The organism is Bradyrhizobium xenonodulans (assembly GCF_027594865.1).
Lineage (GTDB): Bacteria > Pseudomonadota > Alphaproteobacteria > Rhizobiales > Xanthobacteraceae > Bradyrhizobium > Bradyrhizobium xenonodulans.
The window spans coordinates 2,432,074-2,457,816 of record NZ_CP089391.1 but is presented as its reverse complement, the minus strand read 5'-3'; the positions used below and the strand labels follow the sequence as shown (position 1 = coordinate 2,457,816).

Annotated in this window: 21 protein-coding genes and 1 pseudogene; 12 read left to right on the top strand and 10 right to left on the bottom strand. The window is 64.0% G+C overall.

The features are described 5' to 3' along the window. Positions 1–8 precede the first annotated feature (8 nt). Complete coding sequence (locus tag I3J27_RS11480) at positions 9–1,637, top strand: inorganic phosphate transporter (protein WP_270168950.1); 1,629 nt, start codon at positions 9–11, stop codon at positions 1,635–1,637. 76 nt (positions 1,638–1,713) lie between these two features. Here the strand turns inward: I3J27_RS11480 and I3J27_RS11475 are convergent, their stop codons facing one another. Next, positions 1,714–2,886, bottom strand: coding sequence for a M20 aminoacylase family protein (locus I3J27_RS11475; protein WP_270168948.1), 1,173 nt, complete (start codon positions 2,884–2,886; stop codon positions 1,714–1,716). A gap of 174 nt (positions 2,887–3,060) precedes the next feature. On the opposite strand from I3J27_RS11475, the gene I3J27_RS11470 reads away from it, so the two are divergent. The 8 genes from I3J27_RS11470 to I3J27_RS11435 all read left to right on the top strand — a co-directional run bounded on the left by I3J27_RS11470 (position 3,061) and on the right by I3J27_RS11435 (position 11,035). Beyond that, positions 3,061–4,680 carry a GMC family oxidoreductase gene (locus I3J27_RS11470; protein ID WP_270168946.1) on the top strand — a complete coding sequence of 540 codons (1,620 nt, stop codon included), beginning with the start codon at positions 3,061–3,063 and terminating at the stop codon, positions 4,678–4,680. A 13-nt stretch (positions 4,681–4,693) separates the two neighbouring features. Beyond that, complete coding sequence (locus I3J27_RS11465; RefSeq protein ID WP_270172698.1) at positions 4,694–5,575, top strand: alpha/beta fold hydrolase; 882 nt, start codon at positions 4,694–4,696, stop codon at positions 5,573–5,575. Positions 5,576–5,990: 415 nt separating this feature from the next. Next, a complete protein-coding gene (locus I3J27_RS11460; RefSeq protein ID WP_270168930.1) occupies positions 5,991–7,538 on the top strand; it encodes a S8 family serine peptidase in 1,548 nt (515 codons plus the stop codon). A 75-nt stretch (positions 7,539–7,613) separates the two neighbouring features. After that, positions 7,614–8,117, top strand: a complete 504-nt coding sequence (locus I3J27_RS11455; protein ID WP_270168917.1) for a hypothetical protein — start codon at positions 7,614–7,616, stop codon at positions 8,115–8,117. Between the two features lie 194 nt (positions 8,118–8,311). Next, complete coding sequence (locus I3J27_RS11450) at positions 8,312–9,256, top strand: metallophosphoesterase family protein (RefSeq protein WP_270168915.1); 945 nt, start codon at positions 8,312–8,314, stop codon at positions 9,254–9,256. A gap of 15 nt (positions 9,257–9,271) precedes the next feature. Further along, positions 9,272–9,607: a cupredoxin domain-containing protein gene (locus I3J27_RS11445; RefSeq protein ID WP_270168906.1), complete on the top strand. Its 336-nt coding sequence runs from the start codon at positions 9,272–9,274 to the stop codon at positions 9,605–9,607. Positions 9,608–9,722: 115 nt separating this feature from the next. Beyond that, positions 9,723–10,271, top strand: coding sequence for a sigma-70 family RNA polymerase sigma factor (locus I3J27_RS11440; protein WP_270168904.1), 549 nt, complete (start codon positions 9,723–9,725; stop codon positions 10,269–10,271). Next, the gene (locus I3J27_RS11435; RefSeq protein ID WP_270168902.1) at positions 10,268–11,035 is read left to right on the top strand and encodes an anti-sigma factor family protein; all 768 of its coding nucleotides are present in this window, start codon (positions 10,268–10,270) and stop codon (positions 11,033–11,035) included. The genes I3J27_RS11440 and I3J27_RS11435 overlap by 4 nt, the downstream gene beginning before the upstream one ends. A 176-nt stretch (positions 11,036–11,211) precedes the next feature. Here the strand turns inward: I3J27_RS11435 and I3J27_RS39310 are convergent. Beyond that, a pseudogene (locus tag I3J27_RS39310) lies at positions 11,212–11,400 on the bottom strand (GFA family protein); the annotation flags it as partial. A gap of 176 nt (positions 11,401–11,576) precedes the next feature. Continuing rightward, positions 11,577–12,968: an aminobacteriohopanetriol synthase HpnO gene (gene hpnO / locus I3J27_RS11425; protein ID WP_270168900.1), complete on the bottom strand. Its 1,392-nt coding sequence runs from the start codon at positions 12,966–12,968 to the stop codon at positions 11,577–11,579. 141 nt (positions 12,969–13,109) lie between these two features. Here hpnO and I3J27_RS11420 point away from each other — a divergent pair, with 141 nt between their 5' ends. Continuing rightward, on the top strand, positions 13,110–13,751 hold the full coding sequence (locus I3J27_RS11420) for a DUF2147 domain-containing protein (protein WP_270168898.1): 642 nt from the start codon (positions 13,110–13,112) through the stop codon (positions 13,749–13,751). On the opposite strand, the gene hpnN is transcribed toward I3J27_RS11420, so the two are convergent. Continuing rightward, on the bottom strand, positions 13,719–16,307 hold the full coding sequence (hpnN, locus tag I3J27_RS11415; RefSeq protein WP_270168896.1) for a hopanoid transporter HpnN: 2,589 nt from the start codon (positions 16,305–16,307) through the stop codon (positions 13,719–13,721). The two genes, I3J27_RS11420 and hpnN, sit on opposite strands and share 33 nt — an antisense overlap. A gap of 462 nt (positions 16,308–16,769) precedes the next feature. On the opposite strand from hpnN, the gene ispH reads away from it, so the two are divergent. Both ispH and hpnH read left to right on the top strand, forming a co-directional pair. Beyond that, entirely contained in the window at positions 16,770–17,696 is a 927-nt protein-coding gene (gene ispH / locus I3J27_RS11410; RefSeq protein WP_270172696.1) for a 4-hydroxy-3-methylbut-2-enyl diphosphate reductase, read from the top strand. Positions 17,697–17,732: 36 nt separating this feature from the next. Further along, a complete protein-coding gene (gene hpnH, locus I3J27_RS11405) occupies positions 17,733–18,893 on the top strand; it encodes an adenosyl-hopene transferase HpnH (protein ID WP_270168894.1) in 1,161 nt (386 codons plus the stop codon). 388 nt (positions 18,894–19,281) lie between these two features. Here hpnH and I3J27_RS11400 read toward each other — a convergent pair whose 3' ends face one another. The 6 genes from I3J27_RS11400 to hpnC form a co-directional block, all read right to left on the bottom strand. Further along, positions 19,282–19,620: a DUF7716 domain-containing protein gene (locus tag I3J27_RS11400; RefSeq protein ID WP_441467226.1), complete on the bottom strand. Its 339-nt coding sequence runs from the start codon at positions 19,618–19,620 to the stop codon at positions 19,282–19,284. Between the two features lie 189 nt (positions 19,621–19,809). Beyond that, entirely contained in the window at positions 19,810–20,559 is a 750-nt protein-coding gene (locus I3J27_RS11395) for a phosphorylase (RefSeq protein WP_270168890.1), read from the bottom strand. Next, positions 20,556–22,520 carry a squalene--hopene cyclase gene (gene shc, locus I3J27_RS11390; protein ID WP_270168888.1) on the bottom strand — a complete coding sequence of 655 codons (1,965 nt, stop codon included), beginning with the start codon at positions 22,518–22,520 and terminating at the stop codon, positions 20,556–20,558. The genes I3J27_RS11395 and shc overlap by 4 nt, the downstream gene beginning before the upstream one ends. Positions 22,521–22,570: 50 nt before the next feature. Beyond that, on the bottom strand, positions 22,571–23,839 hold the full coding sequence (gene hpnE, locus I3J27_RS11385; protein ID WP_270168886.1) for a hydroxysqualene dehydroxylase HpnE: 1,269 nt from the start codon (positions 23,837–23,839) through the stop codon (positions 22,571–22,573). Beyond that, positions 23,839–24,678, bottom strand: coding sequence for a presqualene diphosphate synthase HpnD (hpnD, locus tag I3J27_RS11380; protein WP_270168884.1), 840 nt, complete (start codon positions 24,676–24,678; stop codon positions 23,839–23,841). The genes hpnE and hpnD overlap by 1 nt, the downstream gene beginning before the upstream one ends. Beyond that, positions 24,668–25,552: a squalene synthase HpnC gene (hpnC, locus tag I3J27_RS11375; RefSeq protein ID WP_270168882.1), complete on the bottom strand. Its 885-nt coding sequence runs from the start codon at positions 25,550–25,552 to the stop codon at positions 24,668–24,670. The genes hpnD and hpnC overlap by 11 nt, the downstream gene beginning before the upstream one ends. Positions 25,553–25,743 lie beyond the last annotated feature (191 nt).

The following is a 25,743-nucleotide window of genomic DNA, read 5'->3' as shown; positions in this document are numbered from 1 at the left end:
GTCCAAAAATGACAGATGTTGCATTCGACCGTGCGGTAGGCGATCCGACGCCTGTCCAGCCGGCTTCCAGGCCAAATCTCGACAAGGGCTTCAATCCTCTGACGATGATCCTGTTCTTCGGCATCCTCGCCGCGGGCCTGCTGTTCGTCGCCTACAGCATCTATGCAGACATCAACGCGACAGGCACGCGGGTCACGAGCTACCTGCCCTACATCCTGCTGTTCGTCGCGCTCCTGATCGCGCTCGGCTTCGAGTTCGTCAACGGCTTCCACGACACCGCCAACGCGGTGGCGACCGTGATCTACACCCACTCGCTGCCGGCCGAATTCGCGGTGATGTGGTCGGGCTTCTTCAACTTCCTCGGCGTGCTGCTGTCCTCCGGCGCGGTCGCCTTCGGCATCGTCTCGCTGCTGCCGGTCGAGCTGATCCTCCAGGTCGGCTCCAGCGCCGGCTTCGCGATGGTGTTCGCGCTGCTGATCGCCGCGATCCTGTGGAACCTCGGCACCTGGTATTTCGGCCTGCCCGCCTCCTCCTCGCATACGCTGATCGGCTCGATCATCGGCGTCGGCATCGCCAACGCCGTCATGCGCGGCCGCGACGGCACCTCGGGCGTGGACTGGAGCAAGGCCACCGAGATCGGCTACGCGCTGCTGCTGTCGCCGCTGTTCGGCTTCATCTGCGCCGCCGTGCTGTTGCTGCTGCTCAAGTTCATCGTGCGCAACCCGGCCCTGTATTCGGCGCCCGAAGGCAACAAGGCGCCGCCGCTCTGGATCCGTGGCCTTCTGATCGCGACCTGCACCGGCGTCAGCTTCGCGCACGGCTCCAATGACGGCCAGAAGGGCATGGGCCTGATCATGCTGATCCTGATCGGTACCGTGCCGACCGCCTACGCGCTCAACCGCGCGCTGCCGGAATCGCAGGTCGCCCAGTTCCAGAAGACGTCGGAAGCCGCCTCCAAGGTGATCGCCGCCAAGGGCGCCGGCCACAACATCATCGGCGATCCCCGTCCGGCGGTGACGCAGTACATCGCGCTGCACAAGCTCAACGAAGGCACCTACCCCTCGCTCGCCGTGCTCGTGAAGGACGTCGGCGATCAGGTCGCCAAATATGGTTCGCTGAACAAGGTGCCGGCGGAAGCCGTCGGCAACACCCGCAACGACATGTACCTGACTTCGGAAGCGATCCGCTTCCTGATGAAGGACAAGGAAAACGATCTCAGCAAGGACGAGGTCGCGGTCCTCAACACCTACAAGGGCTCGCTCGACGCTGCCACGAAGTTCATCCCGAACTGGGTGAAGATCGCGGTCGCCATCGCGCTCGGCCTCGGGACCATGATCGGCTGGAAGCGCATCGTGATCACGGTCGGTGAGAAGATCGGCAAGACCCATCTGACCTATGCGCAAGGCGCGTCCGCCGAGCTCGTCGCCGCCGCCACGATCGGCGCAGCCGACGTGTTCGGCCTGCCGGTCTCGACCACGCACGTGCTGTCGTCCGGCGTCGCGGGCACCATGGCCGCGAACGGTTCGGGCCTGCAAATGGCGACCATCCGCAACCTGCTGATGGCCTGGGTGCTGACGCTGCCCTGCGCGATCATGCTGTCGGCCACGCTCTACGTGATCTTCTCGCGCATCTTCTAAAGGCCGATCAGATCCCGCAAAGACAAAGGGCCCGTGCAATGCACGGGCCCTTTTCATTTCTGCTTCGCGCTCGGCCTTACGACGCCGCGAGCTGCTCCTCAACCAGCTTGACCCAGTAGGACGTGCCGTAGACGATCGCATCGTCGTCAAAATTATAGGCGGGGTGATGCAGGCCGGCGCTGTCGCCGTTGCCGCAGAAGATGAAGGCGCCGGGGCGCGCTTCCAGCATATAGGCGAAATCCTCGCCGCCCATCAACGGCGGCATCTCGTGCACATTGGCATCGCCCGCGACTTGCTTCGCGATGCGCCGCGCCACTTCGGTCTCCGCGGCGTGATTGTTCACGACGGGATAATTGCGCTGGTAGCGCAGGTCGATCTTGGCGCCGGTGATCTGCGCCACGCCCGCGACCACCTCGTGCACGCGCTTCTCGACCAGCTTGCGCACGTCAGGCGACAGCGTGCGGATGGTGCCCTTCAGCGTCGCGGTCTGCGGGATGACGTTGCGGGCGTTGCCGGCGTGGAATTCGCAGATCGAGATCACCGCCGATTCCAGGGGATCGACGCTGCGCGCGACGATCGACTGCAACGCGGTGATCACCTGCGCGCCGACCAGGACAGAATCGATGCACTTATGCGGACGCGCGGCATGGCCGCCGAGACCTTCGATGTTGATGTCGACCTCGTCGGTCGCCGCCATGATCGGACCGGGCCGGATCGCGAACGAGCCCACCGGAATGCCGGGGCCGTTGTGCATGCCATAGACCTGCTCGATGCCGAAGCGCTCCATCAGGCCGTCCTTGACCATGGCCGCGCCGCCGGCGCCGCCCTCCTCGGCCGGCTGGAAGATCACCACGGCATCGCCGGCGAAATTGCGGGTCTCGGCGAGGTAGCGGGCCGCGCCGAGCAGCATCGCGGTGTGGCCGTCATGGCCGCAGGCGTGCATCTTGCCCGGGGTCTTGGAGGCGTAAGGCAGGTTGGTCTGCTCGTCGACGGGCAGCGCATCCATATCGGCGCGCATGCCGATCACCTTGAGCCCATCGCCGGGCGGCTTGCTGCCCTTGATCACACCGACCACGCCGGTCTGGCCGAGGCCGGTCACGATCTCGTCGCAGCCGAACTCGCGCAGCCGGTCAGCCACGAATGCTGCAGTGCGATGGACGTCGTATAGCAGCTCCGGATGCTCATGGATGTCCCGGCGCCAGGCCTGAATATCGGGTTGAAGGTCGGCGACGCGGTTCACGATGGGCATGGAGGGTCTCGAGCTTTGTTGAAAATACAGGACTGTCTACCATGCAAGCGCCAGTCCACCCAACCACCGGGACCGGGGTCTAGCCCCGCCCGCCCGGCATGGCCGGGCTTGTCCCGATCCGCCGCGTCTGCCTATTAGGACGGAACGTCAAGTGACCATCCGGGTGGAAGCAGAATGCCAAGACGGCTCGAAGGTGAGTTTGACTACATTGTCGTCGGAGCCGGCACTGCGGGCTGCATCGTCGCCAACCGGCTGTCGGCCGATCGCAACAACCGCGTCCTCATCCTCGAAGCCGGCGGCGACGACAACTGGATCTGGTTCCACATCCCGGTCGGCTACCTCTTCGCCATCGGCAATCCGCGCTCGGACTGGATGTTCAAGACCGAGGCCGAGCCGGGCCTGAACGGTCGCGCGCTCGCCTATCCCCGCGGCAAGGTGATCGGCGGCTCTTCGGCGATCAACGCCATGATCTCGATGCGCGGCCAGGCGGGCGATTACGATCACTGGCGCCAGCTCGGCATGACCGGCTGGGGTTATGACGATGTGCTGCCGCTGTTCAAGCGGCTGGAAGATCATTTCCTTGGCGCGAGCGAGCATCACGGCGCCGGCGGCGGCTGGCGCATCGAGGCGCCGCGGCTATCATGGGACGTTCTCGACGCCGTCGGCGATGCCGCCGAGGAGATGGGCATCAAGCGCATCCAGGATTTCAACACCGGCGACAACGAAGGCACCAGCTACTTCCATGTCAACCAGAAGCGCGGCCGGCGCTGGTCGTCCGCGCGGGGCTTCCTCAAGCCGGCGTTGAACCGCCCCAATCTGCGGCTCGAGAAGCACGTGCTGGTCGACCGTCTCATCATCGAGCAGGGCCGTGCCGTGGGCGTGCGCTTCATCCAGAACGGCGAGATCATCGAGGCGCGGGCGAAACGCGAGGTGGTCCTCTCGGCCGGCTCGATCGGCTCGGTGCAGGTGCTGCATCGCTCCGGCATCGGCCCCGCCGACTGGCTGTCGCCGCTCGGCATCGACATCGTGATGGACAAGCCCGGCATCGGCCGCAATCTGCAAGACCATCTCCAGCAGCGCGCGATCTACAAGGTCGAGGGTGTGCGCACGCTGAACGAGACCTATTACAACCTATTCCGCCGCGGCCTGATGGGGCTCGACTACGCCTTCCGCCGCCGCGGGCCGCTGACCATGGCGCCGTCGCAGCTCGGCATCTTCACCCGCTCCGATGCGACGCGCGCACGGGCCAACATCCAGTTCCACGTGCAGCCGCTGTCGCTCGACAAGTTCGGCGATCCCCTGCACCGCTTCCCCGCGATCACGGTGAGCGCCTGCAATCTCCAGCCGACCTCGCGCGGCACCGTGCGGTTGCGTTCGGCGAGCCCGGATGAGAAGCCGATCATCGCGCCGAATTACCTCTCGACCGACGACGATCGCCAGGTCGGCGCCGACGCCATCCGCACCACCCGCCGCCTGATGCAGCAGCAGGCGCTGGCAAAATATCGCCCGAGCGAATATCTGCCCGGCCCCACCGTCGGCGACGACGATGCCTCGCTCGCCAAAGCCGCCGGCGACATCGGCACCACCATCTTCCACCCCGTCGGCACGGCGAAGATGGGCGCGGTGAGCGATCCAATGGCCGTGGTCGACGAGCGGCTGCGATTCTACGGCCTCGAAGGCTTGCGCATCATCGACGCCTCGATCATGCCGACCATCACCTCGGGCAACACCAATACCCCGACCGCGATGATTGCCGAGAAGGGTGCTGCGATGATTTTGGAGGATGCGAGGTAGCCTCCCGGTCACCATGATCAACCCACACCGCTTTTCGATCGGCCCCGCCGGCGCAGAGATCGCCATGCTGCAATGGGGCGAGAGCGGCAAGCCGCCCGCCCTGCTCGTGCATGGCACCGGTTTCGTCGCCGACGTCTGGGACGAGGTCGCGCGCGATCTCGCCTCGACCTACACGGTCTATGCGCTCGACCGTCGCGGCCATGGCGCGAGCCACAAGCCCGGAGCCTATCATTTTCTGGACTTTGCCAACGATATCTGCCGGGTGATCGACGCGTTGAAGCTGCACAATGTCTACGGCATTGGCCACAGCGCGGGCGCGACCGATCTTCTGCTCGCGGCAAGGCTCCTGCCCGGATCTTTCACGCGCCTGTTTGTGATGGAGCCGACCATCATGGATCCGCGCGCGGCACGTTCCGGAGGATTGACCGCGGAATCCCTTTCGCAACTACAGGGCACCCTGCGCCGGCGCACCGAATTTGATAGTGCTGATGCCGTATTCGAACGCTACCGCACAACACCGACGTTCGTGGATTGGACAGAGACCTCGCTTCGGGCCTATGTGCGCCACGGCTTCGTGCCGCTCGGCAATGGCCGGGTGCGGCTCCACTGCACGCCCGAAATCGAATTCGCGATGCTGGGCCCGATCTACGAGGCGATGGAGCAGATCTATGCAGGCGATAGCCGCGGCAATCCGTTTGCCGGGCTCGACGAGATCGACTGCCCGGTGCGCGTTGCGACCAACGCGAAGTCGGCGGCGGTCTACAAGATGATGGCGACGCGAGCCGTCTCGCTGATTCCTCGCGCCAGCACGCTGCTCTTTGAGGGCGCCGGGCACTGTGTCGCGCAGGAAGTGCCGACCGCCGTCGTCGAGGCCGTGAGAGAGTTCGCAAAATAAGTCTCGTGCCGGGACGCGGCGTAGCACCCGAAGCGCGTTCTGAATCTGGTCGAGAAAACTCTGTTCTGATCGACCATAGGTGCTATACTAGTAGTTGAATATTTTTTCTTGCACCCCCGATAATTCTAAAATTGGTATATTCACTCGACCTATGTGAGAAATTCTAGATGCGTTGTCGGCCGCAAGGACGTCGGCAGCAATCTCTTCGCAGAAGGACGTGGCACGTCGCGTTATCGCGACCGCTCTTGATTACGGCAGGCCTGCAAAGACGTCGGCTTTGCCGGGTGGGCGACTTGTTGTTCAACGCAAGGGGTAAAGCCGGATTCGCGAAGTTCTGTTCGCATGTGAGCTAGGCAATCGTTCGAGTTAAACGCCGATTTGATGTCAACCAACCGACTAATCGCGGAGGGGCAAGATGCTTCGGTATAAAGCGCTCGGAGTGTGGCACGAGGTGACGCTCGTTAATCTTGGCGATCTGGGTGGGGGCGATGTCCCGCTCCCTGCTGTCGGCCGGCGAGCGGCTCATATCTCGGCGCCGGCCTATACCCGAACAATTGAACAGGCCATCGGCGCTTCATCAGTTCTGCGATCACGTATCCCCGATCTGGGAAATGTTGCCGTCGTTCAAGCCGACGTAGCAGCGCGTCCCAACTATGGAACGAGGCGCGGCGCTATGTCACCGATCTCGACCTCATCCACGCAAACGCTCCTGACACAGACTGTGATCGCCGAAGGTTTGAGGCAGGCTGATTTTGCGGCAGCGAAGGCCTTTGGAGCCACGGTGATCGAGGAAGGCCTTGATGGCAAGGTGCTCCTGCGTGTCGAGTCCACCGAGCAAGTGTTCAGCCTCGTTGAACTTCTCACACAACGGGAAGTGGGATCTGCTACGCCCAATTTTGTTCGACGCATTGCCCGCATCAACAAATCGGCACCGACCGGAGCCTGGTCTCACAACAAGATCGGTGTGGCGGCCGCATGGGCCATCACCCGTGGGAGCGCCGATGTGAAAGTCGCCGTGCTTGACGAGGGGGTGGACACTGCCCATCCCTCTTTGAAACCAGCGGTGGTCGCGGAAAAGGACTTCATCGGAAGCAATGGCAACTCGGCCATGCCCGCCGGTAACGATGCACATGGCACCGCATGCGCAGGCATTGTGTTGTCACGGGACAACACTTTCCCGGGCATCGCCCCAAATTGCTCCCTCATCGCTGCGCGCATTGCCATGGATGACGGCAGTGGGCACTGGATTTTCGACGACTTCGCGACCGCCGATGCTATCGATTGGTGTTGGCGGCAAGGCGCTGCGGTACTCTCGAATTCCTGGGGTGGCGGCGCTCCGAGTGACGCAATCAGTCGTGCCTTCGCACGTGCGCGAACTCAAGGGCGCGATGGGCTGGGTGCCGTGGTTGCCATCGCGGCAGGTAATTCGCAGATCCCGATCGACTTCCCCGGCAACCTGCCTGGATATGTCACGGTCGGCGCCTCCAATCCCGCCGACGAGCGCAAGACGAAAACCTCCTCCGACGGGGAAAATTGGTGGGGCTCGAACTTTGGCGCAACCATGCATCTGCTAGCCCCGGGTGTCTTCATTTGGACCACAGATATCTCCGGGCCCGCGGGCTATGACCCCGGCGATTTCACGAAGACCTTCAACGGAACCTCCTCCGCAACGCCGGCGGTTGCCGGTGCAGCGGCCTTGATGATCAGCGCGAACCCCGCGCTCAGTGCTGCCAGCATCCGCAATTTGCTCGGCACTACCGCAAAGAAGATCCAGGGCCAAACGACTTGGACGCCTGAGCTGGGTTGGGGGAGGGTCAACGTCGGAAGCGCGGTGGCAGCCGCAAAGGTCGCCGGAGGGCCTCCATCTGTGAAGCCAGCCGGGAAAAAGGCCAAGAAAACACCCAAGAAGACGACAAAGAAAACGACAAAGAAAAAGGCAAAGAAGGCACGTGAAAGGAAGTAGCGGCCGAAATCACAGTGCAGGGCGGCACCGATCCACCCTATGGCCTGTAACGCTATTAGGCTGTATGCTTGCGATATGAGCACGTACTACTATGCCTCCGGCCAGAAGGTGGAATTGGAGCCGGACGAAGAGCACGTGGCGATCGACCAAGCCGCCGCCAAAGAGGCGGGACTGGACGCCAAGGTCAGCGCTGACTCCGGTACGGCGGTGCGTGCAGGAGCCGGCTTCCTCGTGACGCCGCGCTCGTCGTTGACCCCTGATATCATTCAGCTGCTTCAAGAGGCTGGTGCCCTTCAACCCGTGTACAGGCGTGACAAAGCCGTCATCGTGGCAATGCCAGAGGTACGCGTCGAGTTCGACACCCCTGATCAGCGCCGCAAGGTGATGAGATTTCTGTCCCCGAATGCTTCCGACGTCTCAGTGACCGAGGACACAACCGACCGCCTGGTGCTTCGGCCTGTCTCTGGCCACGGCGAGGACGCCTTGGACCTCGCCAACCGCATCCAGGAACACGCAAAGCCCGCCGCCGCTTCAGTACGCTTTGTGCAGTTCGTCCCCAAGCCGAAGACCACTGCGTAAACCTGACCGTGACCCAGCCTTGGTGTGACCCAGCCTTAGCGTGACCCAGCCTTGGGCGCCTGAACAGCAAGCCTCGCTCGTTCGCTCACGAAAACGTCATCCATTTCGACCGGCAACGCTGGACGTACGGGAATAAACCCCGCCTCCACCCAATCACCTCCCCGAAGCCCAATTCCGGGCGAGGGAGACGTGCGATGAGCGGACACGATCACGGGGACGACGGCGTCAGCCGCCGCAAGGTGCTGGAATGCATGACCTGGGCGGGCACCGGGGTGCTCTGGACCGTCACGGGCGGCGTGCCGCGCTCGCTCGGCATCATCGATTCCGCGCAGGCTGCGACCGCAGCCGCACCCGGCATGACCTTCCTCCAGATCAGCGACAGCCATGTCGGCTTCGACAAGCCGGCCAATCCCAACGCGCTCGGCACGCTGGAGGAAGCCGTGGGCAAGATCAACGCGATGCCGACCAAGCCGTCCTTCATGATCCACACCGGCGACATCACGCATCTGTCGAAGGCCGCCGAGTTCGACAATGCCGACCGCATCATCTCGCAGAGCAAGCTCGACGTGCACTATGTGCCCGGCGAGCATGACTTCCTCGATGAGGAGGTGAAGTTCTATCGCGAGCGCTACGGCCGCGGGACCAAGGGTGCCGGCTGGTATTCGTTCGACGCCGGCGGCGTGCACTTCATCGGTCTCGTCAACGTCGTCGACCTCAAGGCCGGCGGCCTCGGCAATCTCGGCGCCGAGCAGCTCGCCTGGCTCGAGGACGATCTGCGCGGCAAGTCGAAATCGACGCCGATCGTGCTGTTCGCCCACATCCCGCTCTGGACCGTCTATCCCGAATGGGGCTGGGGCACCGAGGACGGCGGCCGCGCGCTGGAACAGGTCAAAGGCTTCGGCTCGGTCACCGTGCTGAACGGCCACATCCACCAAGTGATGCAGAAGGTCGAGGGCAACGTCACCTTCCACACCGCACGCTCAACCGCGTTCCCGCAACCGGCGCCGGGGGCCGCCCCCTCGCCCGGACCGATGAAGGTCGAGGACGCCAGGCTCCGCTCCATGCTCGGCGTTGCCAGCGTCAACTTCAAGCAGAACGAGCAGCGGCTCGCGATCATCGACACGCCGCTCCAGGGTTGATGCAGGAATCTGACAATGAAGGCTCTCAATCGCCGCCACTTCGGCGTCGACCTCGGTCTCGCTTTGACCGCGGTCATCCTCCTGCCCGCAACAAATGCCCGTGCCGACGACATGGACGTGCATATCGACAACTTCGTTTTCCAGCCGACCGAGCTCAAGATCAAGGTCGGCACCACCGTGACCTGGACCAACCGGGACGACATCCCCCACACCGTGGTGTCGGCCGGCAAGTTCAGGTCCAAGACCCTGGACACCGACGACAAGTTCTCGTTCACCTTCACCAATGCGGGCGACTACAAGTATTTTTGTTCGTTGCACCCGCACATGGCGGGGATGATCAAGGTTGAGTAACGTCTGCAACCAAGGCATCAACGTCTTGCCCGGCCGGTGGTCCCACGCCGGCCGGGCTCGGGCGTCTTCGATCACGGCAAAGGAAGAAGCAAAGCAAGAGGCAAAGCGAGGAGCGATGCCCGCCAACGGCGATTTGCAGAAAGCGCAGCGATTCCGCGAAGCGGCGCTGCCCTATCTCGACGACGTCTACACGCTCGCGCGCTATCTGCTGCGCGATGCCTCTGACGCCGAGGATGCAGTGCAGGAGTGCTATCTGCGCGCCCTGAAGCATTTCGACAGCTATCGCGGGCCGGCGATGAAGCCCTGGCTGTTCGCGATCCTGCGTAACGTCTGCAACGCCGAATATGCAAGGCGCGCGCACAGGCCGAGCGCCATCGAGGATACGCCCGGCGCCACCGAGCAGACGCCGATCTGGCAGGAGACCGAGGCGAGCCCAGAGGCCGAGATGCTCCGCAGCCGCGACGCGGGCGCGATCCGCAAACTGATCGACGCGCTCGCCGAGCCGTTCAGGGAAACCTTCGTGCTGCGCGAGATCAACAACCTGTCCTATCGTGAAATCGCCGAGGCCGTCGGCGCCCCCGTCGGCACCGTGATGTCCCGCCTCGCCCGCGCCCGCGCCATGCTGCGCGCGGCCTGGACGGCGGAAGAGGAGCAAGCAAGATGAATTGCGACGAAGCAAGGATCCTGCTTCACGCGCTGCTCGATGGCGAGCTCGATGCCGGACACGCGCGCGAGGTCGAAGCCCATATCGCAAGCTGCCCGGCCTGCGCCGCGGAGCTTGCCGCACAACGCGAGATGCAGCGCGTGCTCACTGATACCAATTTGCGCTACACCGCGCCGGCGAGCCTGCGTAGCCGGATCGAGGCGTCGCTGCCCGAGCCGCAGCGACAGCGACCGACCCGTCGCGCCGTGCTGCGCGGCTTTGCCATGGGCTCGGCGGTCTCCGCGCTCGCCGCCTCCGGCGTCGTCGCAGTGGTGCTGCGCCAGGACGATCAGCAGCGCATCCTCTCGGAGGTCGTCTCCGCGCATCTGCGCTCGCTCCAGGCCGGCCACCTCACCGACGTGGTCTCGACCGACCAGCACACGGTGAAGCCGTGGTTCAACGGCAAGCTCGATGTCGCCCCGCCCGTGATCGATCTCACAGCGCAGGGCTTTACGCTGGTCGGCGGCCGGCTCGACTATATCGACGCACGCGCTATCGGCGCGGTCGTCTACAAGCGCCGGCAGCACGTGGTCAATCTGTTCGTGTCGCAGACGTCGAGTACCGAGCACCGGCCGCCGAAGACCCAGACCATGCAGGGCTTCAACTGTCGCCGCTGGGGCGAGCGCGGCCTGAACTTCTGGGCCGTGAGCGATATCGGCGCCGACGAGCTCGCCGAGTTCGTCGACAAGTTCGAGGCGGCGATGAAGACAAATGTGGAGGGGTAGCAGCCCGGCTCCTCCGCGCCGCTACTCGAGCGGAGGAAACCGTTCGAACACGGGCAGTTCATGCGCCCGCTCCATCCACCCGATCCGCTCGGCGACCTGGATGTGCATGATCGCCGGAACGGCATCGGGTCGTCACAGGTGCCGCTCTGGACGTCGATGACGCCCGGCATCAGGTTTTCGTTGATGTAGAACAGCCCGGTGCCGCAAGCGGCACAAAAGTGCCGTCGTCCATGCTCGGAGGAGCGATAGATCTTCGGCTGACCGCACACCACTTTGACCGCGTCGAGCGGATACATCGCCCAGCCGACCATCGGTGCTCCGGAATGGCGACGGCAATCCGCGCAATGGCAGAGTGCGTGCACCATCGTCTCGCCGTTCACTTCATAGCGGATCGCACCGCAATGACAGCCGCCAGTCACAGGCATCGTCCACTCCTCTCCCGGCCAGTTCAACACCGGGAAAGTAAGTGCCGATTTCGAGTTACAGAAGGTGGACTGCTTCAGCAGATCGCACGTCGCGACATCAGGCCGCGGCGGCTGCTTTACGCCGACCGCCGCACCGCGTTGTCCACCAGCGTCTTGCCGAGCGACCAGATCGCGCCGGGCACCTTGTGGCTGCCGGCGATGACGTCGTCGAACGCCTTTTCGATCCAGGTACAGTCTTCTTCGGTGATCGTGAGCGGCGGCAGCAGCTTGATGGTGTGGCTGCCGTGCCCGGCGACCTGGGTCAGGATCTTGTGATCCTTGAACAGTGGCACGGTGATGAGCTGGCAGAACAGGCCCTTGTTGGCGGTCTCCAGCACGTTCCAGGACGCGCGCAGGCGCAGCGATTTCGGCGGACCGAACTCGACGCCGATCATCAGGCCCTTGCCGCGCACTTCTTTCATCAGCTCGTAGCCGGGCACCATGCGCGTCAGCGCGAGGCGCAGCTCGGCGCCACGCTTGGCGGCGGACTCGATCAACTTCTCGGACTCCATGACGTCGAGCGTGGCGATGCCCGCAGCCATGGCGAGGTCGTTCTTGGAGAAGGTGGAGCCGTGCACCACCGCACGGTCCATCTGGTTGAAGATCTTGTCGAAGATGGCCTTGCGCGTCAGCACCGCGCCGACCGGCACGTGGCCGCCGGACAGCGATTTCGACAGCAGCACCATGTCGGGCTCGACGTTCCAGTGCTCGACCGCGAGGAAGCGGCCGGTGCGGCCCATGCCGGTCTGGATCTCGTCGGCGACGAAGAGCGTCCCGTATTTCTTGCAGAGCGCAGCGGCGCCGGGCAGGAACTCGTCGGTGGGCATGTTGACGCCCTTGCCCTGGATCGGCTCGACGACGAAGGCCGCGACCTCGCGGGAGGCCAGCGCCTTTTCGAGCGCGGCAAGATCGTTGAACGGGACCGGGGTGCAGCCGGGCAGCAGCGGCTCGAAACCGGTGCGGAAATTCGAATCGCCCGTCAGCGACAGCGCGCCATAGGTCAGGCCGTGATAGCCGTGGGCGCAATAGACGATACCGGGGCGCCCCGTGGCGCCGCGCGCGAATTTGATCGCGGCCTCGACGCATTCGGCGCCGGAATTGGCGAAGAACACCTTGTCGAGATAGGGAACGTATTTCAGCAGCCGCTCGGCGAGCACGCCGGCGAGCACCGAGACGTCGAACTGGACGAGATTGGGCAGGTCGGCATCGAGCACGCTCTTGAGCGCATCGCGCATGACCGGATGATTGCGCCCGATCGCGAACACGCCAAAGCCGGACAACAGGTCGAGATAGCGCGCGCCGTCGCGATCGTAGAGGTACTGCCCCTGCCCCTTCTGGAAGCCGACATCGTAGCCGATGGTCTTGAGGACCCGAACGAACTGCTCGTTCAGATACCGATTATGCAGGGTGCTGCGCTGGGCCTGACGGTCCGCGAAAAGCTGAGACATGTCTGGATTTAGGCTGTTCATCCGCTACATACTTCGGTTGAGGGCCGTCTCGTCAACTGAAAACGGACCGTTACTGAAAACGGTCTGTGCGGCCTTTTGCCCTTTTTCGGACCATCTTCGCAAGCACAGCTTTAAACCATGTTGCACTGCCAAGGAACCATCATGCGTTTGGCCCTTTACACCGGAATAATACTGGCTGGCGGTTACGCCGGCCTTTCTCCCGCGCTCGCCGCCGATCCCACCGGCGACTGGCGGGTCGCCGACGGCGTCGCCAATATCCGCGTCGCTCAATGCAATGGCAGCATGTGGGGCGCTGTTTCCTGGGAAAAACAGCCCGGCGGCCGCGATGAATACAATCCGGACGCGTCGAAAAAGAGCAGGCCCACGCTGGGCATGGCGACCCTGATCGACATGAAGAAGAAACCCGGCGCCGAGCAGTGGGAAGGTCAGGTCTACAACGCCAAGGACGGCCAGCTCTACAGCGCAACCATCACGCCTGTCGGCACCGACCAGCTCGAGATCAAGGGCTGCGTGATGGGCTTCCTCTGCGGTGGCGAGACCTGGACCCGCGTTGGCCCGCCGATTCCCTTGAGCACCGCCAATGCCATGGCCAAGAGCGCGCCAAGGTCCACCGGCGCGGCGCCAAAACCCCAGGGGACGGCCCCGCAGGCCACGACCGGCGCCACTGCGCCTGCGCCCGCAGCCCCGAAGGCCGCCGGCGCAGCCAAGCCTGGTCAGAAGAGTGCCGCCGACCCTGTTGGCGACATCTGCCTACTCCCTGAGATTGCGGGGTTTGCCCATTAGGGCCGGCTGGAACAGCAGCACTGCGGCAAGCGTCGTCACCAGCGAGAGTGCGAGCAGCTTGCCCATGCTGGACGTTCCGGGATGGCTCGACAGCCACAGGCTGCCGAACGCGGTTGCCGTCGTCAGCGCGCTGAAAAAGATCGCACGCGTCAGGCTGGTCTGGAGCAGGTTCGTCCTGCCCGAGCGCCATGCCACGACGTAATAAATCTTGAAGGCGACGCCGACGCCGAGCAGCAGCGGGAACGCGACGATGTTGGCGAAATTGAGCGGCAGGCCGATCAACACGCAGATCTCGAGCGTCACCGCACCGGCCACCAGCAGCGGCACCAGCGTCATCAGCACGTCGACGAACCGCCGCAGCGTGATCCACAGCAGAAGGCCGATCACCAGCAGCGCATAGATGCCGGCGTGGATGAACGCCTTCACCACGGTGTCGCCGGATTTCAGGATCGAGACCGGCCCGCCGATCGCGGTCGGCTCAGCATTAAGCACCGCCGCCGCAAATTTGCGCAGCGTGTCGTTGTCGTTGGGATCGCCCTTGGGCAGCGCCTCGACGCGGATGATGCCGTCCTTGCTCTTCCAGGCGCTGACGAGATCGGGCGGCAGTGATTTCAGGGTGACCGTCTCGGCCTGCATCGCGTTCCTGAGCTGGTCGAACACGATCTTCAGCGGCGTGACGAACAGGTCCTGCGCCTTGTTTCGCGTGGCCTCGTCGCCATTGGCGAGCTTCTCGAGCGCGTCTGCGAGGCGGCGCGAGGCGATCGCGCCCTGCCCCTTCGCATCGCCCGCGGTCCGCCGCAGGTTGTCGACCGAGGATTTCAGCGAATCGACATTCTCCTTGTCCGTCGGCGCCGCGTCGATCTGATCAGGGTTGAGTGCGGGATTCAGCACCTTGGCGCCCTGCGCCAGCAACTTCAGCTTCGGCGGCTGATCTTCCGGCACGAAGCTGTTGAGCGACATCACCCGCAGCACCTCGGGCACCTTCTCGAGCTTGGCCTCGACCGCCCTCGCCTGTTCCTCCGACGTCGTCATCACGTTGATGGCATTGGCGCCGGTGTTCGGATCCTTGCGCAGGTCGAGGAAGGTCGCGATCGACTCGGCATGCGGGTTGCGCAGGTTCATCGGGTTGAAGTCGAATTTCATGAAGTAGAGCAGCGGCAGGCCGGCGAGCGCCAGCAGCAGCGTGCCGCCGACGACCAGCACGCGGTGCTTCTCCAGGAAGTGATCGAGCGGGGCCAGGAAGGCGTAGCCGACCGGCTCTTTCTCGCCGGGCGGGTTCAGGAGCTTGAGCAGCGCCGGCAGGACGGTGATCGAGGAAAGGAACGCCACCAGCATGCCAACACCGGCGATCTGGCCGAGCTCCGCGATGCCCTTGTAGTCGGTCGGCATGAAGCAGAGGAAGCCGGCCGCGGTCGCCATCGCCGCGAGGGAGAGCGGCACCGCCGAGCGCTTGGCGGCCAGTACCAGCGCGCCCGAGAGATCGTTGTGCTTGTAACGCTCCGAGCGGTAGCGGACGCTGTACTGGATGCCGAAATCGACGCCGAGGCCGACGAACAGCACCGCGAACGCGATCGACAGCAGATTGAACGAGCCGACCATCATCAGGCCGGCGGCCGTCGTGAGCGCAAGGCCGACGAAGAGATTGATGAACACCGCGAAGATGATCTTCGCCGAATGCAGCGCCAGCCACAGGATGAGCAGCACGACGAGGACGGTGCCGACGCCGTTGACGACGGCGCCTTCCTGGACGGTGGCGTATTCCTCGTTGGCGATCGGCACCGGACCGGTCAGCCGCACCCGCGCCTGGTATTTGGTCGCGAAATCGAGATCGACCGCCGCTTTCCGGATCGCGTCGGTGGCGCCCTTACCGGGCTCCAGCGCGTTGTAATCGAGGATCGGCTTGAACTCGATGAAGGCGCGCTTGTCCGAGTCGGACAGCGGCTCGTCACTGACGAGCTCGCGCCACGAGAAGCTCGCATTGCCCTTGTTGAGCACGGTCTCGACGGTCTGGGCGATCTGGTTGAAGGGCCGTGCCGTGTTGTCGAGCTTGACCTGACCGCGCTTGACGCCGGCAAGCCCCGTCTCGAGCGCGCCGGTGAGGCCGCGGATCGAGGGATCGCCAGCCATGATCTCGATCAGGGGCGCTGCGGATTCGAACTGGCCGGTGACCTTGCCGACTTCCTCGGTCGGCAGGAACAACAGGCCGTTCTTCTCGAAGAACTCGCCGGTGCCGAGCTGCTGCATCGACTGGAAGTTGGTCTTGTCGTCCTTCAGCTTGGCAAAGAGCGCGTCGGCCGCAGCTGTCGCCATCTCCGGCGTCTTCGCCTCGACGACCGCCGTGATGGTCGCGTCGCGGTCGAAGGCGCGGTCGAACTGCTGGTCGCGCTGGCGCCAGTCCAGATTCTGGGCAATCAGCGAATTGATGTCGGTGTTGATGGCGAAGTGCTGGGACGCGTAATAGCCCGCGCCCACCGCCAGCAGGAGCCCGAGAACGACGACGACGGGGGCAAACCGGGTGCAGGCCCTGACGATGGCAACGACTACGCTTTGCAGCACTTCTTTTCTTTCTGCGGTTAACAGCTTGCCGGAAACGCCCGCTGTTTATCGGAGTTCCCAGGCGAAACCTATTGCTGTTTGAGTGGCACTCGCCGGAACAAGGTTCGAGGTAAACGGCGGGAGGCCATGGCAAAATCATGTGGGCCGGCCGGTATAGCCGGGGAGTTGAGGCGGGAAAGTGACGAAGAGATGAGCAGAAATGTCGCCATTTTGCTCACGGCTCTGACTGCATCATGATACCGTGAAATTGAGCCGGCACAGGGCCGAAGTTTCATCCGTCCTTTCCTTTTTGCCGATTTTTTGACACAAAGTGCTGTGCCTCCATGCGCCGTGGCCCTGTTGGGGTGGGTGGTTACCGCGTGCGCGAAACCAATGGTGCGGTTATTGCAACTCATTGGCAGTATCGAGGTGCCGCCGGGGACTAACGAAACGGATTGGTGCAACTTGCGTGATGGGCGTCCTATGGAAGTTTATCTTGCGCAGCCGCGCGGCTTTTGCGCGGGCGTGGTGCGTGCGATCGAGATCGTGGAACGGGCGCTGGAGAAGTACGGCCCGCCCGTTTATGTGCGCCACGAGATCGTGCACAACAAATACGTGGTCGAGAGCCTGAAGGCCAAAGGGGCAATTTTCGTCGAGGAATTGTCCGAAGTTCCGCCGAAGGCGGTGACGGTGTTCAGCGCCCATGGCGTCGCCCGCAGCGTCGAGGAAGAGGCCGCTGCGCGCGACCTTCCGGTGCTCAATGCCACCTGCCCGCTGGTCACGAAAGTTCACAATCAGGGGAAGCGCTACATCACCAAGGGCCGCACCCTGATCCTGATCGGCCATGCCGGCCATCCCGAGGTCGAGGGCACGATGGGCCAGGTTCCCGCCCCCGTCCTGCTTGTCCAGAGTGTTCAAGAGGTTAACGCCCTGACGCTGCCGGGGGATACGCCAGTGGCCTACATCACCCAGACCACCCTGTCGGTCGACGACACCAAGGACATCATTGCAGCCCTCCAGGCCCGCTTTACAGATATTCAAGGTCCGGATATCCGGGATATCTGCTATGCGACACAGAACCGCCAATCTGCGGTAAGGGACTTGAGCAAGCTGGTCGACGTGATCTTGGTGGTAGGCGCTGCCAATAGCTCGAACTCGAACCGGCTCCGCGAAATCGGCACTGAGGCCGGCGTCGCGAGTTATTTGATTGCCGACGGCAGCGAGCTCGATCCGGCGTGGTTGAAAGATGCCAGGACCGTCGGCGTCACGGCCGGCGCCTCGGCGCCCGAGGTACTCGTGGATGACGTGATCGAAGCGATGCGGCGGATCGGACCAGTCAAGGTCTCGGTGCTGCCGGGCCGCGAGGAAAACATCGAATTCCGGCTTCCGGCCCAATTGGCCGCGAGCTGACCCACCCGAATTCCAAGCCCAGAAAGAAACTTTGTAATGGCTATCCCCTTCTTCAAGGAAATGCGTATCGGCGGCTATTTGCTCAAGCAGAAACTGCTGGGCCGCAAACGCTATCCGCTCGTGCTGATGCTGGAGCCGCTGTTTCGTTGCAACCTCGCCTGCGTCGGCTGCGGCAAGATCGACTACCCGGATGCGATCCTCAACCGCCGCATGACCGCACAGGAGTGCTGGGACGCGGCCGACGAGTGCGGCGCGCCGATGGTCGCGATTCCCGGCGGCGAGCCGCTGATCCACAAGGAGATCGGCGAGATCGTGCGCGGCCTCGTCGCGCGCAAGAAGTTCGTCTCGCTCTGCACCAACGCGCTGCTGCTCGAGAAGAAGCTCGACCTGTTCGAGCCCTCGCCCTATTTGTTCTTCTCGGTGCATCTCGACGGCCTGAAGGACCATCACGACAAGGCGGTGTCGCAGAAGGGCGTGTTCGACCGCGCCGTCTCCGCGATCAAGGCGGCCAAGGCGCGCGGCTTCACCGTCAATGTCAACGCCACCATCTTCGACGGCCACCCGGCCGAGGAGATCGCGAAGTTCCTCGACCTCACCGTCGAGCTCGGTGTCGGCGTCTCGATGTCGCCGGGCTACGCCTATGAGCGCGCGCCGGACCAGGAGCACTTCCTCAACCGCACCAAGACCAAGAAGCTGTTCCGCGACGTCTTCGCGATGGGCAAGGGCAAGAAGTGGAACTTCATGCATTCCGGCCTGTTCCTCGACTTCCTCGCCGGCAACCAGGAATACGAGTGCACGCCGTGGGGCATGCCCGCGCGCAACATCTTCGGCTGGCAGAAGCCCTGCTACCTGCTCGGTGAAGGCTACGCAAAAACCTTCAAGGAGCTGATGGACACCACCGACTGGGAAACCTACGGCACCGGCAAGTACGAGAAGTGCGCCGACTGTATGGCCCATTGCGGCTACGAGCCGACGGCGGCGACCGCAGCGTTGAACAATCCGATTAAGGCGATGTGGGTGTCGCTGCGCGGCATCAGGACCACGGGCCCGATGGCGCCGGAGATCGACATGAGCAAGCAGCGGCCGGCGCAGTACATCTTCTCGGCGGAAGTGCAGAAGCGCCTGTCGGAGATTCGCAAGGACGAAGCCGAGGCCGCGCAGGCGAAGGCCGCACGGAAGGCTTCGACTGCCGCGTAAGCGCACGAATCGCCACAACAGAAAAGGCCCGGTCGCCACCGCGACCGGGCCTTTTTCTTTTGTTCGCAGGCGGGATCACAAGCTGCGAAATGCGGGAGGAGCTTGAAAAATGGAGAGCGGAAATACCCGGCAGCGGATCGATCGTTCGATCACGCCTTCGATGAATTGCGTCAGGCAACAGGAAAAATGTTCGTAGTCAGGACTGCGGGCCTCATTCACGACAATCGTCCAATCAGCTGCAGCATCGCTCGTGAGAGCAGGTCCAGAAGTATCTTCGGAGATCCGCTGCGATGAAGCGCTCGTCGCTCAGCAGAAGGCTTCGATTGTCGCCTAAGCGCGAGTCGGCGCGCACCAAAAAGGCCTACGAACCGCTGAGACCTCTGCGGTATTACAGCTCTATAAAAGCATCATTTTTGTAGTAAAAAATGAAAGCTGCGAATAGTTCGTCCAGGGTAGCGTTGGGCTTTTGCTGGCGCGCATTGGATACAATTTCTTGCAGGGTTGTTACGGGCATCACCTGCACTAGATCATGTCGTTTTGCGAATTGAGGAATCCAGGCATCAGGCTCATCTTCCAATTCTGGTGGCACCTCGTCGCTTTCCAACGTCGCGGATTCGGAAGCTAAACTCCATTTCCTGCCACTCGGAAGATACACCCACGCGCGGGGAGAGCGGTTCATGATCGTGGCTACCACGACCTGAAAGCTAACTATTTGATCAATATCCATCGCCACCTAACTTTCGTCCAGCGCTTCTGTCTACGCCCTGTAGCCCGGATGGAGCGCCGAGAAATCCGGGACGGTCTTTCTGTGTCGCAAGGCCCCCGCAGTGCGCTGCACTCCGGGCTACGGAGACCAAAACGAAAAGGCCCGGTCGCGCGACCGGGCCTTTTGTTTTGTCAAATCTAGGAAAGCCGGTCAGGCCGCCTCGGCGACCACGGCCTCCCTCTCGACCAGCTCGGTGCCGATCAGATAGTCGCGGCAGCCGCGCAAGCTGCGCAGCGCGCGGTTGAAGTCGATGCCGGTCGAGACCAGCGCATGCAGCGTCGCGGGATTGCGCACGATGCCGCGCAGCACGGCGGCGAGGTCGATCTGGCCATTCGGCTTGATGGCGGCGCGGGCGAGCGCCGGCAGCGCGCGATGGGCGGGGTCGCTGATGACGCGGACCGCGGCGAAAGGAAGCCCGGCTTCAGTGGCGTAGGCGGCCGCGATGTGGCTTTCCATGTCGACGGCGGAAGCTCCGGTCTCCGAATGCAGCGCCGCCTTGCAAGAGCGCCCGGTGACCACTTCCTCGGCACCCGCGAGGCTGCCGCGCACCACGCGGCGGCGGCCCGACGTCAGGCGGTCGATCAGGTCGTCGCCGAGCGACAGGCCGGCGGCCCAGCGGGTATCGCCGGACAGCACCTCGGTCGCCAGCACGACGTCGCCGGAGCGCAGCGTCGGGTCGAGCCCGCCGGCCACGCCGAACGAGATCACGCCGCGAATCGTATCAGGGTCCACCACCGTCAGCAGCGCCCGCAACTGGGTCGGGCTGCTCGACGAACAAATGACCGCCATTCCGGGCCCGGCCGCGATACGGGCCTCCTGAACCAATCCGGTCACGATCAGTATCGGCCGCGGGTCGATGGCATTACCCACGGTAAGATAGTCCCCCGTCCCCAAAGTCACATTCCGACCCCTACCACCCTGCTGTTGGTGTTCCGCAAGTTCCGATACCGCGCCAACGCCCACAGCGGGAAGAACTTTGGGTAACCATGATACCGTAGATAGAATACACGGGGAAAGCCTGTGGCGGTGTACCGCTGCTCGTCCCACAGTCCTTTTTTGTTCTGTGTTGCAATCAGGTACTCCACCCCGCGGGCGACGGCCGGGTGATCAACCTCGCCAGCAGCCATCAGGGCAAGCAAGGCCCATGCCGTTTGCGAGGCGGTCGAGGGGGCGGCCTCCCAGCCCTTGTAGTCGAGCCGGTAGCTGACGGCGTCCTCGCCCCAGCCGCCGTCCTCGTTCTGGATCGAGGCCAGCCAGGCGGCGGCTTTGCGGATCATCGGGTCCTTGTGGTCCACGCCGGCCATGTTCAGGGCGCAGAGGACGGACCAGGTTCCATAGATGAAGTTCATGCCCCAGCGGCCGTACCAGGACCCTTCCGGGTGCTGGGTCTTCCTGAGGTAGGCCACGCCGTCAGCCACATGCTTGCTGGTTGTCTCGGTCTCGCCGAGCTGGGCCAGCATCGAGATGCAGCGCGCGGTGACGTCCTCGGTCGGCGGATCGAGCAGCGCGCCATGGTCCGAGAACGGGATGTTGTTGAGGTAGTATTCGAGATTGTTGACGTCGAAGGCAGCCCAGCCGCCGTCGTCGCTCTGCATACCCTCGATCCACTCCCGGCCGCGGGCGATCGCGGCATCATAGCCGATCGCACCGTGCTCGCGGCGCATGCGGTCCATCGACATCACCACCACGGCGGTGTCGTCGAGATCGGGATAATGGGCGTTGTTGTACTGGAACGCCCAGCCGCCCGGGCGCACGGCGGGCCGCTTCACCGCCCAGTCGCCCTTCACCTCGAGCTCCTGCTTCGGGATCAGCCAGTCGAGGCCCTGCTTGGCCGCAGGCACCGCCTTGTCGCCGCCCGCTTCGAGCAGCGCGTGAGCGGTCAGCGTCGTGTCCCACACCGGCGAGACGCAGGGCTGGCAATAAGCCTCGTCGTCCTTGATCACGAGCAGCTTGTCGATGCCCCGGCGCGTGATCGCGCGCGGCGGGAAATTCTCGTCCTTGCCGAGCGCGTCATACATCATGACGATGTTGGCCATGGGCGGATAGATCGCGCCCATGCCGTCCTCGCCGTTGAGCCGCTCCTCGGTGAAGGCGAGCGCCGCGTCGATCGCGCGCTTGCGCAGGCTCTTCGGGAACATCGGCTCGATCACGCGCAAGATGCCGTCGAGGGCCCGAAACAGCACGAACCAGGCCATGCTCTGGTGCGGTGCCTTCGCGGTCATGCCGATCGAGCGCGGGTCCTGGAGAAACAGCTCGTCGATGCCGACGCCCTTCGGATTCTTCGCGCGCGGCTTCAGCGCGGCGAGAACCATCAGCGGCACCATGGTGGTGCGTGCCCAATAGGAGATCTTGTTGAGGTGGAACGGCGACCAGAACGGCAGCAGCACGATCTCGATCGGCAGCACCGGCACCGCGCGCCAGGTCACCACGCCGTACATCGCAAGCAGGAAGCGCGTGAAGACGTTGCTGTTGATGGCGCCGCCGCGGGCATGGATCGCCTCGCGCGCGCGCACCATGTGCGGCGCGTCGACGGAATCGCCGATCATCTTCAGCGCGAAATAGGCCTTCACGCTGGCGCTCATGTCGAACTCGCCGTCATGCACCAGCGGCCAGCCGCCATGGGCGCCCTGAACGCGGCGCAGATAGTTGGCGATCTTGGCCTCGAGCACGGTGTCGACCGGCTCAGCGAGATAATGACGCAGCAGGACGTATTCGGCCGGAATCGTGCAGTCGGCCTCGAGCTCGAACACCCAATGGCCGTCGGATTGCTGGAAGCCGATGACGCCTTGCGTCGCCGACGCAATGCTCGATTCCAGTACCTTCGATTCCAAAGCTTCGCGGGTCGCGTTCACGGAATCCATGTCGCTCGATTGCTCCGATAGTCGATTGAATTTGACCGGGACTTTGCCCGTCAGGGCCGCTTTGCGGCCAAAACCAGATCGGCGGCGCGATCACCTGATCGGACCGATCCCTCGATCGTTGCAGGCAATCCCGTAGCAGTCCAATCGCCGGCAAGGAACAGGTTTTTCAGCGCAGTGACCGGCCCCGGACGCAGGGCGTTCTGGGCGGGCGTTGCCGCAAATGTGGCACGGCGCTCGCGCACGATCTGCCAAGGGGGCAATTGAGGGGGCAGCTCGCCGGAAACCCCGCCCGCCTTGCAGACGTCGTTCCAGATTGCCTGCGCGAGTTCCTCACGCGGCATGTCGACCAGACGGTCGCCGTTGCTGATGGTGACGGACAGCCGGTTCGGGAACGCGAACAGCCATTCCACGACGCCGCCGATCACACCCAGGATCGGCGCCGAACCCGGCGGCGGCTCAATGCGGAAATGCGCGTTCACGATGGCGCGGAATTCGGTCGGCGTCTTCAGACCGGGCAAGAGGCTCGCGGCAGCGCGCGGCGGCACCGCCATCACGACGACATCGCCCTCACCGATCTGGATCACATCCTCGCCGCCGAAGTTCAGCGCGCTGGCCTTGCCATCGCTGGTCACGAACGAACGCAGTTCGTGGCCGAGCTGAACGGTGTGGCCGCGCTCCTGCAAGAACTTGACCGCAGGCTCGATCAGCACGGCGCTGAGGCCGTCGCGCGCGATCAGCGGGCGACACGCCTGCCCGCCGGCGAGCAGCGTCTCGCGCACGATCGCGCCGGCAAGCCCGGCCGAGCCCTCGGGCGGATCGACGTTGAGCGCCGCAAGCAACAGCGGCTGCACCAGGCGCTGATAGAGCACGCCCTCGCAAGGAATGGACTTGCCGACCAGCGTCTCCTCCGACGCCCAGATCAGCGGCGCCAGCTTGAGATAATCGGTGAGCCCGGTATCCGGGACGCGGCGGCTTTCGTCGAGCACCCAGGTCGGCAGCCGGCCATCGCCGAGATCGATCTGCCAGCGCTGCCCGGTCTTGATATCGACGAAGGGAAACTGTGCGCTGTCAGGGCCGACGAGGCCGGCCTCGGTGCCGATCGAGCGCGCATAGGCCCGCGCATGGCTGTTGCCCGACAGCAGCAGATGATTGCCGTTGTCGATGGTGAGATTGGTGGCGCCATCGAAATAGGAACGGCAGCGGCCGCCGGCCTGGTGCGTCGCCTCGTGCACGGCGACCTTGTAGCCGGCATTGGCGAGCCGCACCGCGGCAGAGAGGCCGGAAATTCCCGCGCCGATGATGTGAGCGGTGTTTTGCATCAGATGAAAGCGTAACGGAGCAGGATCAGGATGCGTGTGACCTTCGACACACGCACCGGCTCGCGCGGCGCGTTGAAGCCGCGCGCGATCAGGAGGTCCAGAATGGAATGGTAGTATTTCGACATGATCCGCGGCGCGCGCACGGCGCGGCGCCTGTTGCGGTTCATGATCTCGTCCGACTTCTCGAAATGCGCCTTCGCGCGCTGCGTCAGCGGCAGGCAGACCTTCGGCAGCGCACGCTCGGCGATCACGCGGTTCGGATCGTCGGAGGTGATGCCGGCATGCAGCAGCGCCTCGCGCGGCAGATAGAGCCGGCCGAGGCCGGCGTCCTCGTCGATGTCGCGCAGGATGTTGGTGAGCTGCAGCGCGCGGCCGAGATGGTAGGCGAGCAGGATGCCGTCTTCCTCGGGCAGGCCGAACACCCGCACCGACAAACGTCCCACGGCGCTGGCGACACGATCACAGTAGAGATCCAGCGTCGCCATGTCGGGGGCGCGGATGTCCTGCGGCACGTCCATCTCCATGCCGTCGACGATCGCGAGGAAGTCCTCCCGCTTGAGGCCGAAGGTCTTCACGGAGCCGACGTAATCGGCAAGGCGCGGCGGCGGATGGCCTTGGTAGAGCGCATCGATGTCGTTGCGCCATTCCTGGAGCGCGGCGAGCCGCTCGTCGCGCGGCCCGTCGGAATCGGCAATGTCGTCGACCTGGCGGCAGAAGCTGTAGATCTGGAACATCGCTTCGCGCTGGTCATGCGGCAGGATGCGCATCGCAGCGTAGAAGGAGCTGTTCGATGCCGTCGAGCCGTAATTGGCGCTGGGCGAGGTCGCCTCAAGCGTCATGTGCAGTCCCCGGTCTAGAAATGGCCTTGCGTCCGATCGCGCGGCGGCCGACTTCGCCGATCATTCCGGCGAGGCTGAAGGTGAGGAGCTCGAACTTGTTCAGGTGCACGCGCTCGCGCAGGGGATCGCGCACCTTCAACAGGCGCACGATGCGGTCGGCATAGGCCTGGATCACCGCCACATCGACGCCGAGGCGAAAATCCCGGATCTCTGCGCTGAGCGACCTGCCCTCGTCGAGCAGCGCTTCGTTGCGCACGGCGAGCCCCTGCAGACAGGCCAGCATCGCCGGCGGCGACTGCGCCAGCCCAAGCTGCTCGACCGAAGCGCCGCTCGCGGCCAGCGCATCGCGCGGCAGATAGACGCGGTTGAGCTCGCGGAAATCCTTGCCGCAGTCCTGGAGGTGATTGTTGATCTGGAGCGCCGCGCACAGCGCATCCGACGCCGCCCAGGTCGAGGTGCTCTCGCCATGGACGTCGAGCATGAAGCGGCCGACCGGCATTGCCGAATAACGGCAATAATGGATGACCTCGTCCCAGGTCTCGTAGCTCAGCTTGGTCACGTCCATGCGGAACGCAATGAGCACGTCGAGCGCGTGGCGCGGCGCCATGCCGCGCTCGGCCAGCGCACGCCGCAAGATGACGGCTTCAGCCTGGGTGTCGCCCTTGCCGAGCAGTTCCGCCTCGAACAAGTCGAGCAAGCGTAACTTCTCCTCAGGCGGCAGCGTTGCGTGATCAGCAATGTCGTCGGCGGTGCGGACGAAATTGTAATAGGCCAGGATCAGGGCGCGATGACGCGGATGAATGATCCAGGACGCGACGGGAAAATTCTCGTCGCGGTCACCCTTGCCGGATCGCAATTCGCTCGCAGAGGTCATCGAGGGCTGGTTTACAATCGTTTGGACAGGAAGGGCTTTTTCGCTCGCGCGGGCTCATGCCGGCGATGCCGCCGCGGCCCCCATATAGGGGAATACGGCCGCAAAACCAATCCTGTCTCTCGATGGCTGCCCTTCGCGGATCTGGCCCGGAAAAGGCGGCCCCAGGGCCGCCTTTGTAGGCCAGTGGCCGA

Excerpts from the sequence above, each read along its gene's own strand:
- I3J27_RS11420 (WP_270168898.1), top strand. The coding sequence starts at position 13,110 with ATGCGTTTGGCCCTTTACACCGGAATAATACTGGCTGGCGGTTACGCC.
- hpnE (WP_270168886.1), bottom strand. The coding sequence starts at position 23,839 with ATGCAAAACACCGCTCACATCATCGGCGCGGGAATTTCCGGCCTCTCT.
- hpnD (WP_270168884.1), bottom strand. The coding sequence starts at position 24,678 with ATGACGCTTGAGGCGACCTCGCCCAGCGCCAATTACGGCTCGACGGCA.
- hpnO (WP_270168900.1), bottom strand. The coding sequence starts at position 12,968 with ATGAACAGCCTAAATCCAGACATGTCTCAGCTTTTCGCGGACCGTCAG.
- hpnH (WP_270168894.1), top strand. The coding sequence starts at position 17,733 with ATGGCTATCCCCTTCTTCAAGGAAATGCGTATCGGCGGCTATTTGCTC.
- I3J27_RS11460 (WP_270168930.1), top strand. The coding sequence starts at position 5,991 with ATGCTTCGGTATAAAGCGCTCGGAGTGTGGCACGAGGTGACGCTCGTT.
- I3J27_RS11445 (WP_270168906.1), top strand. The coding sequence starts at position 9,272 with ATGAAGGCTCTCAATCGCCGCCACTTCGGCGTCGACCTCGGTCTCGCT.
- I3J27_RS11455 (WP_270168917.1), top strand. The coding sequence starts at position 7,614 with ATGAGCACGTACTACTATGCCTCCGGCCAGAAGGTGGAATTGGAGCCG.
- I3J27_RS11435 (WP_270168902.1), top strand. The coding sequence starts at position 10,268 with ATGAATTGCGACGAAGCAAGGATCCTGCTTCACGCGCTGCTCGATGGC.
- I3J27_RS11465 (WP_270172698.1), top strand. The coding sequence starts at position 4,694 with ATGATCAACCCACACCGCTTTTCGATCGGCCCCGCCGGCGCAGAGATC.
- shc (WP_270168888.1), bottom strand. The coding sequence starts at position 22,520 with ATGGATTCCGTGAACGCGACCCGCGAAGCTTTGGAATCGAAGGTACTG.
- I3J27_RS11475 (WP_270168948.1), bottom strand. The coding sequence starts at position 2,886 with ATGCCCATCGTGAACCGCGTCGCCGACCTTCAACCCGATATTCAGGCC.
- hpnC (WP_270168882.1), bottom strand. The coding sequence starts at position 25,552 with ATGACCTCTGCGAGCGAATTGCGATCCGGCAAGGGTGACCGCGACGAG.
- ispH (WP_270172696.1), top strand. The coding sequence starts at position 16,770 with ATGGAAGTTTATCTTGCGCAGCCGCGCGGCTTTTGCGCGGGCGTGGTG.
- I3J27_RS11470 (WP_270168946.1), top strand. The coding sequence starts at position 3,061 with ATGCCAAGACGGCTCGAAGGTGAGTTTGACTACATTGTCGTCGGAGCC.
- I3J27_RS11480 (WP_270168950.1), top strand. The coding sequence starts at position 9 with ATGACAGATGTTGCATTCGACCGTGCGGTAGGCGATCCGACGCCTGTC.
- I3J27_RS11440 (WP_270168904.1), top strand. The coding sequence starts at position 9,723 with ATGCCCGCCAACGGCGATTTGCAGAAAGCGCAGCGATTCCGCGAAGCG.
- I3J27_RS11400 (WP_441467226.1), bottom strand. The coding sequence starts at position 19,620 with ATGGATATTGATCAAATAGTTAGCTTTCAGGTCGTGGTAGCCACGATC.
- I3J27_RS11450 (WP_270168915.1), top strand. The coding sequence starts at position 8,312 with ATGAGCGGACACGATCACGGGGACGACGGCGTCAGCCGCCGCAAGGTG.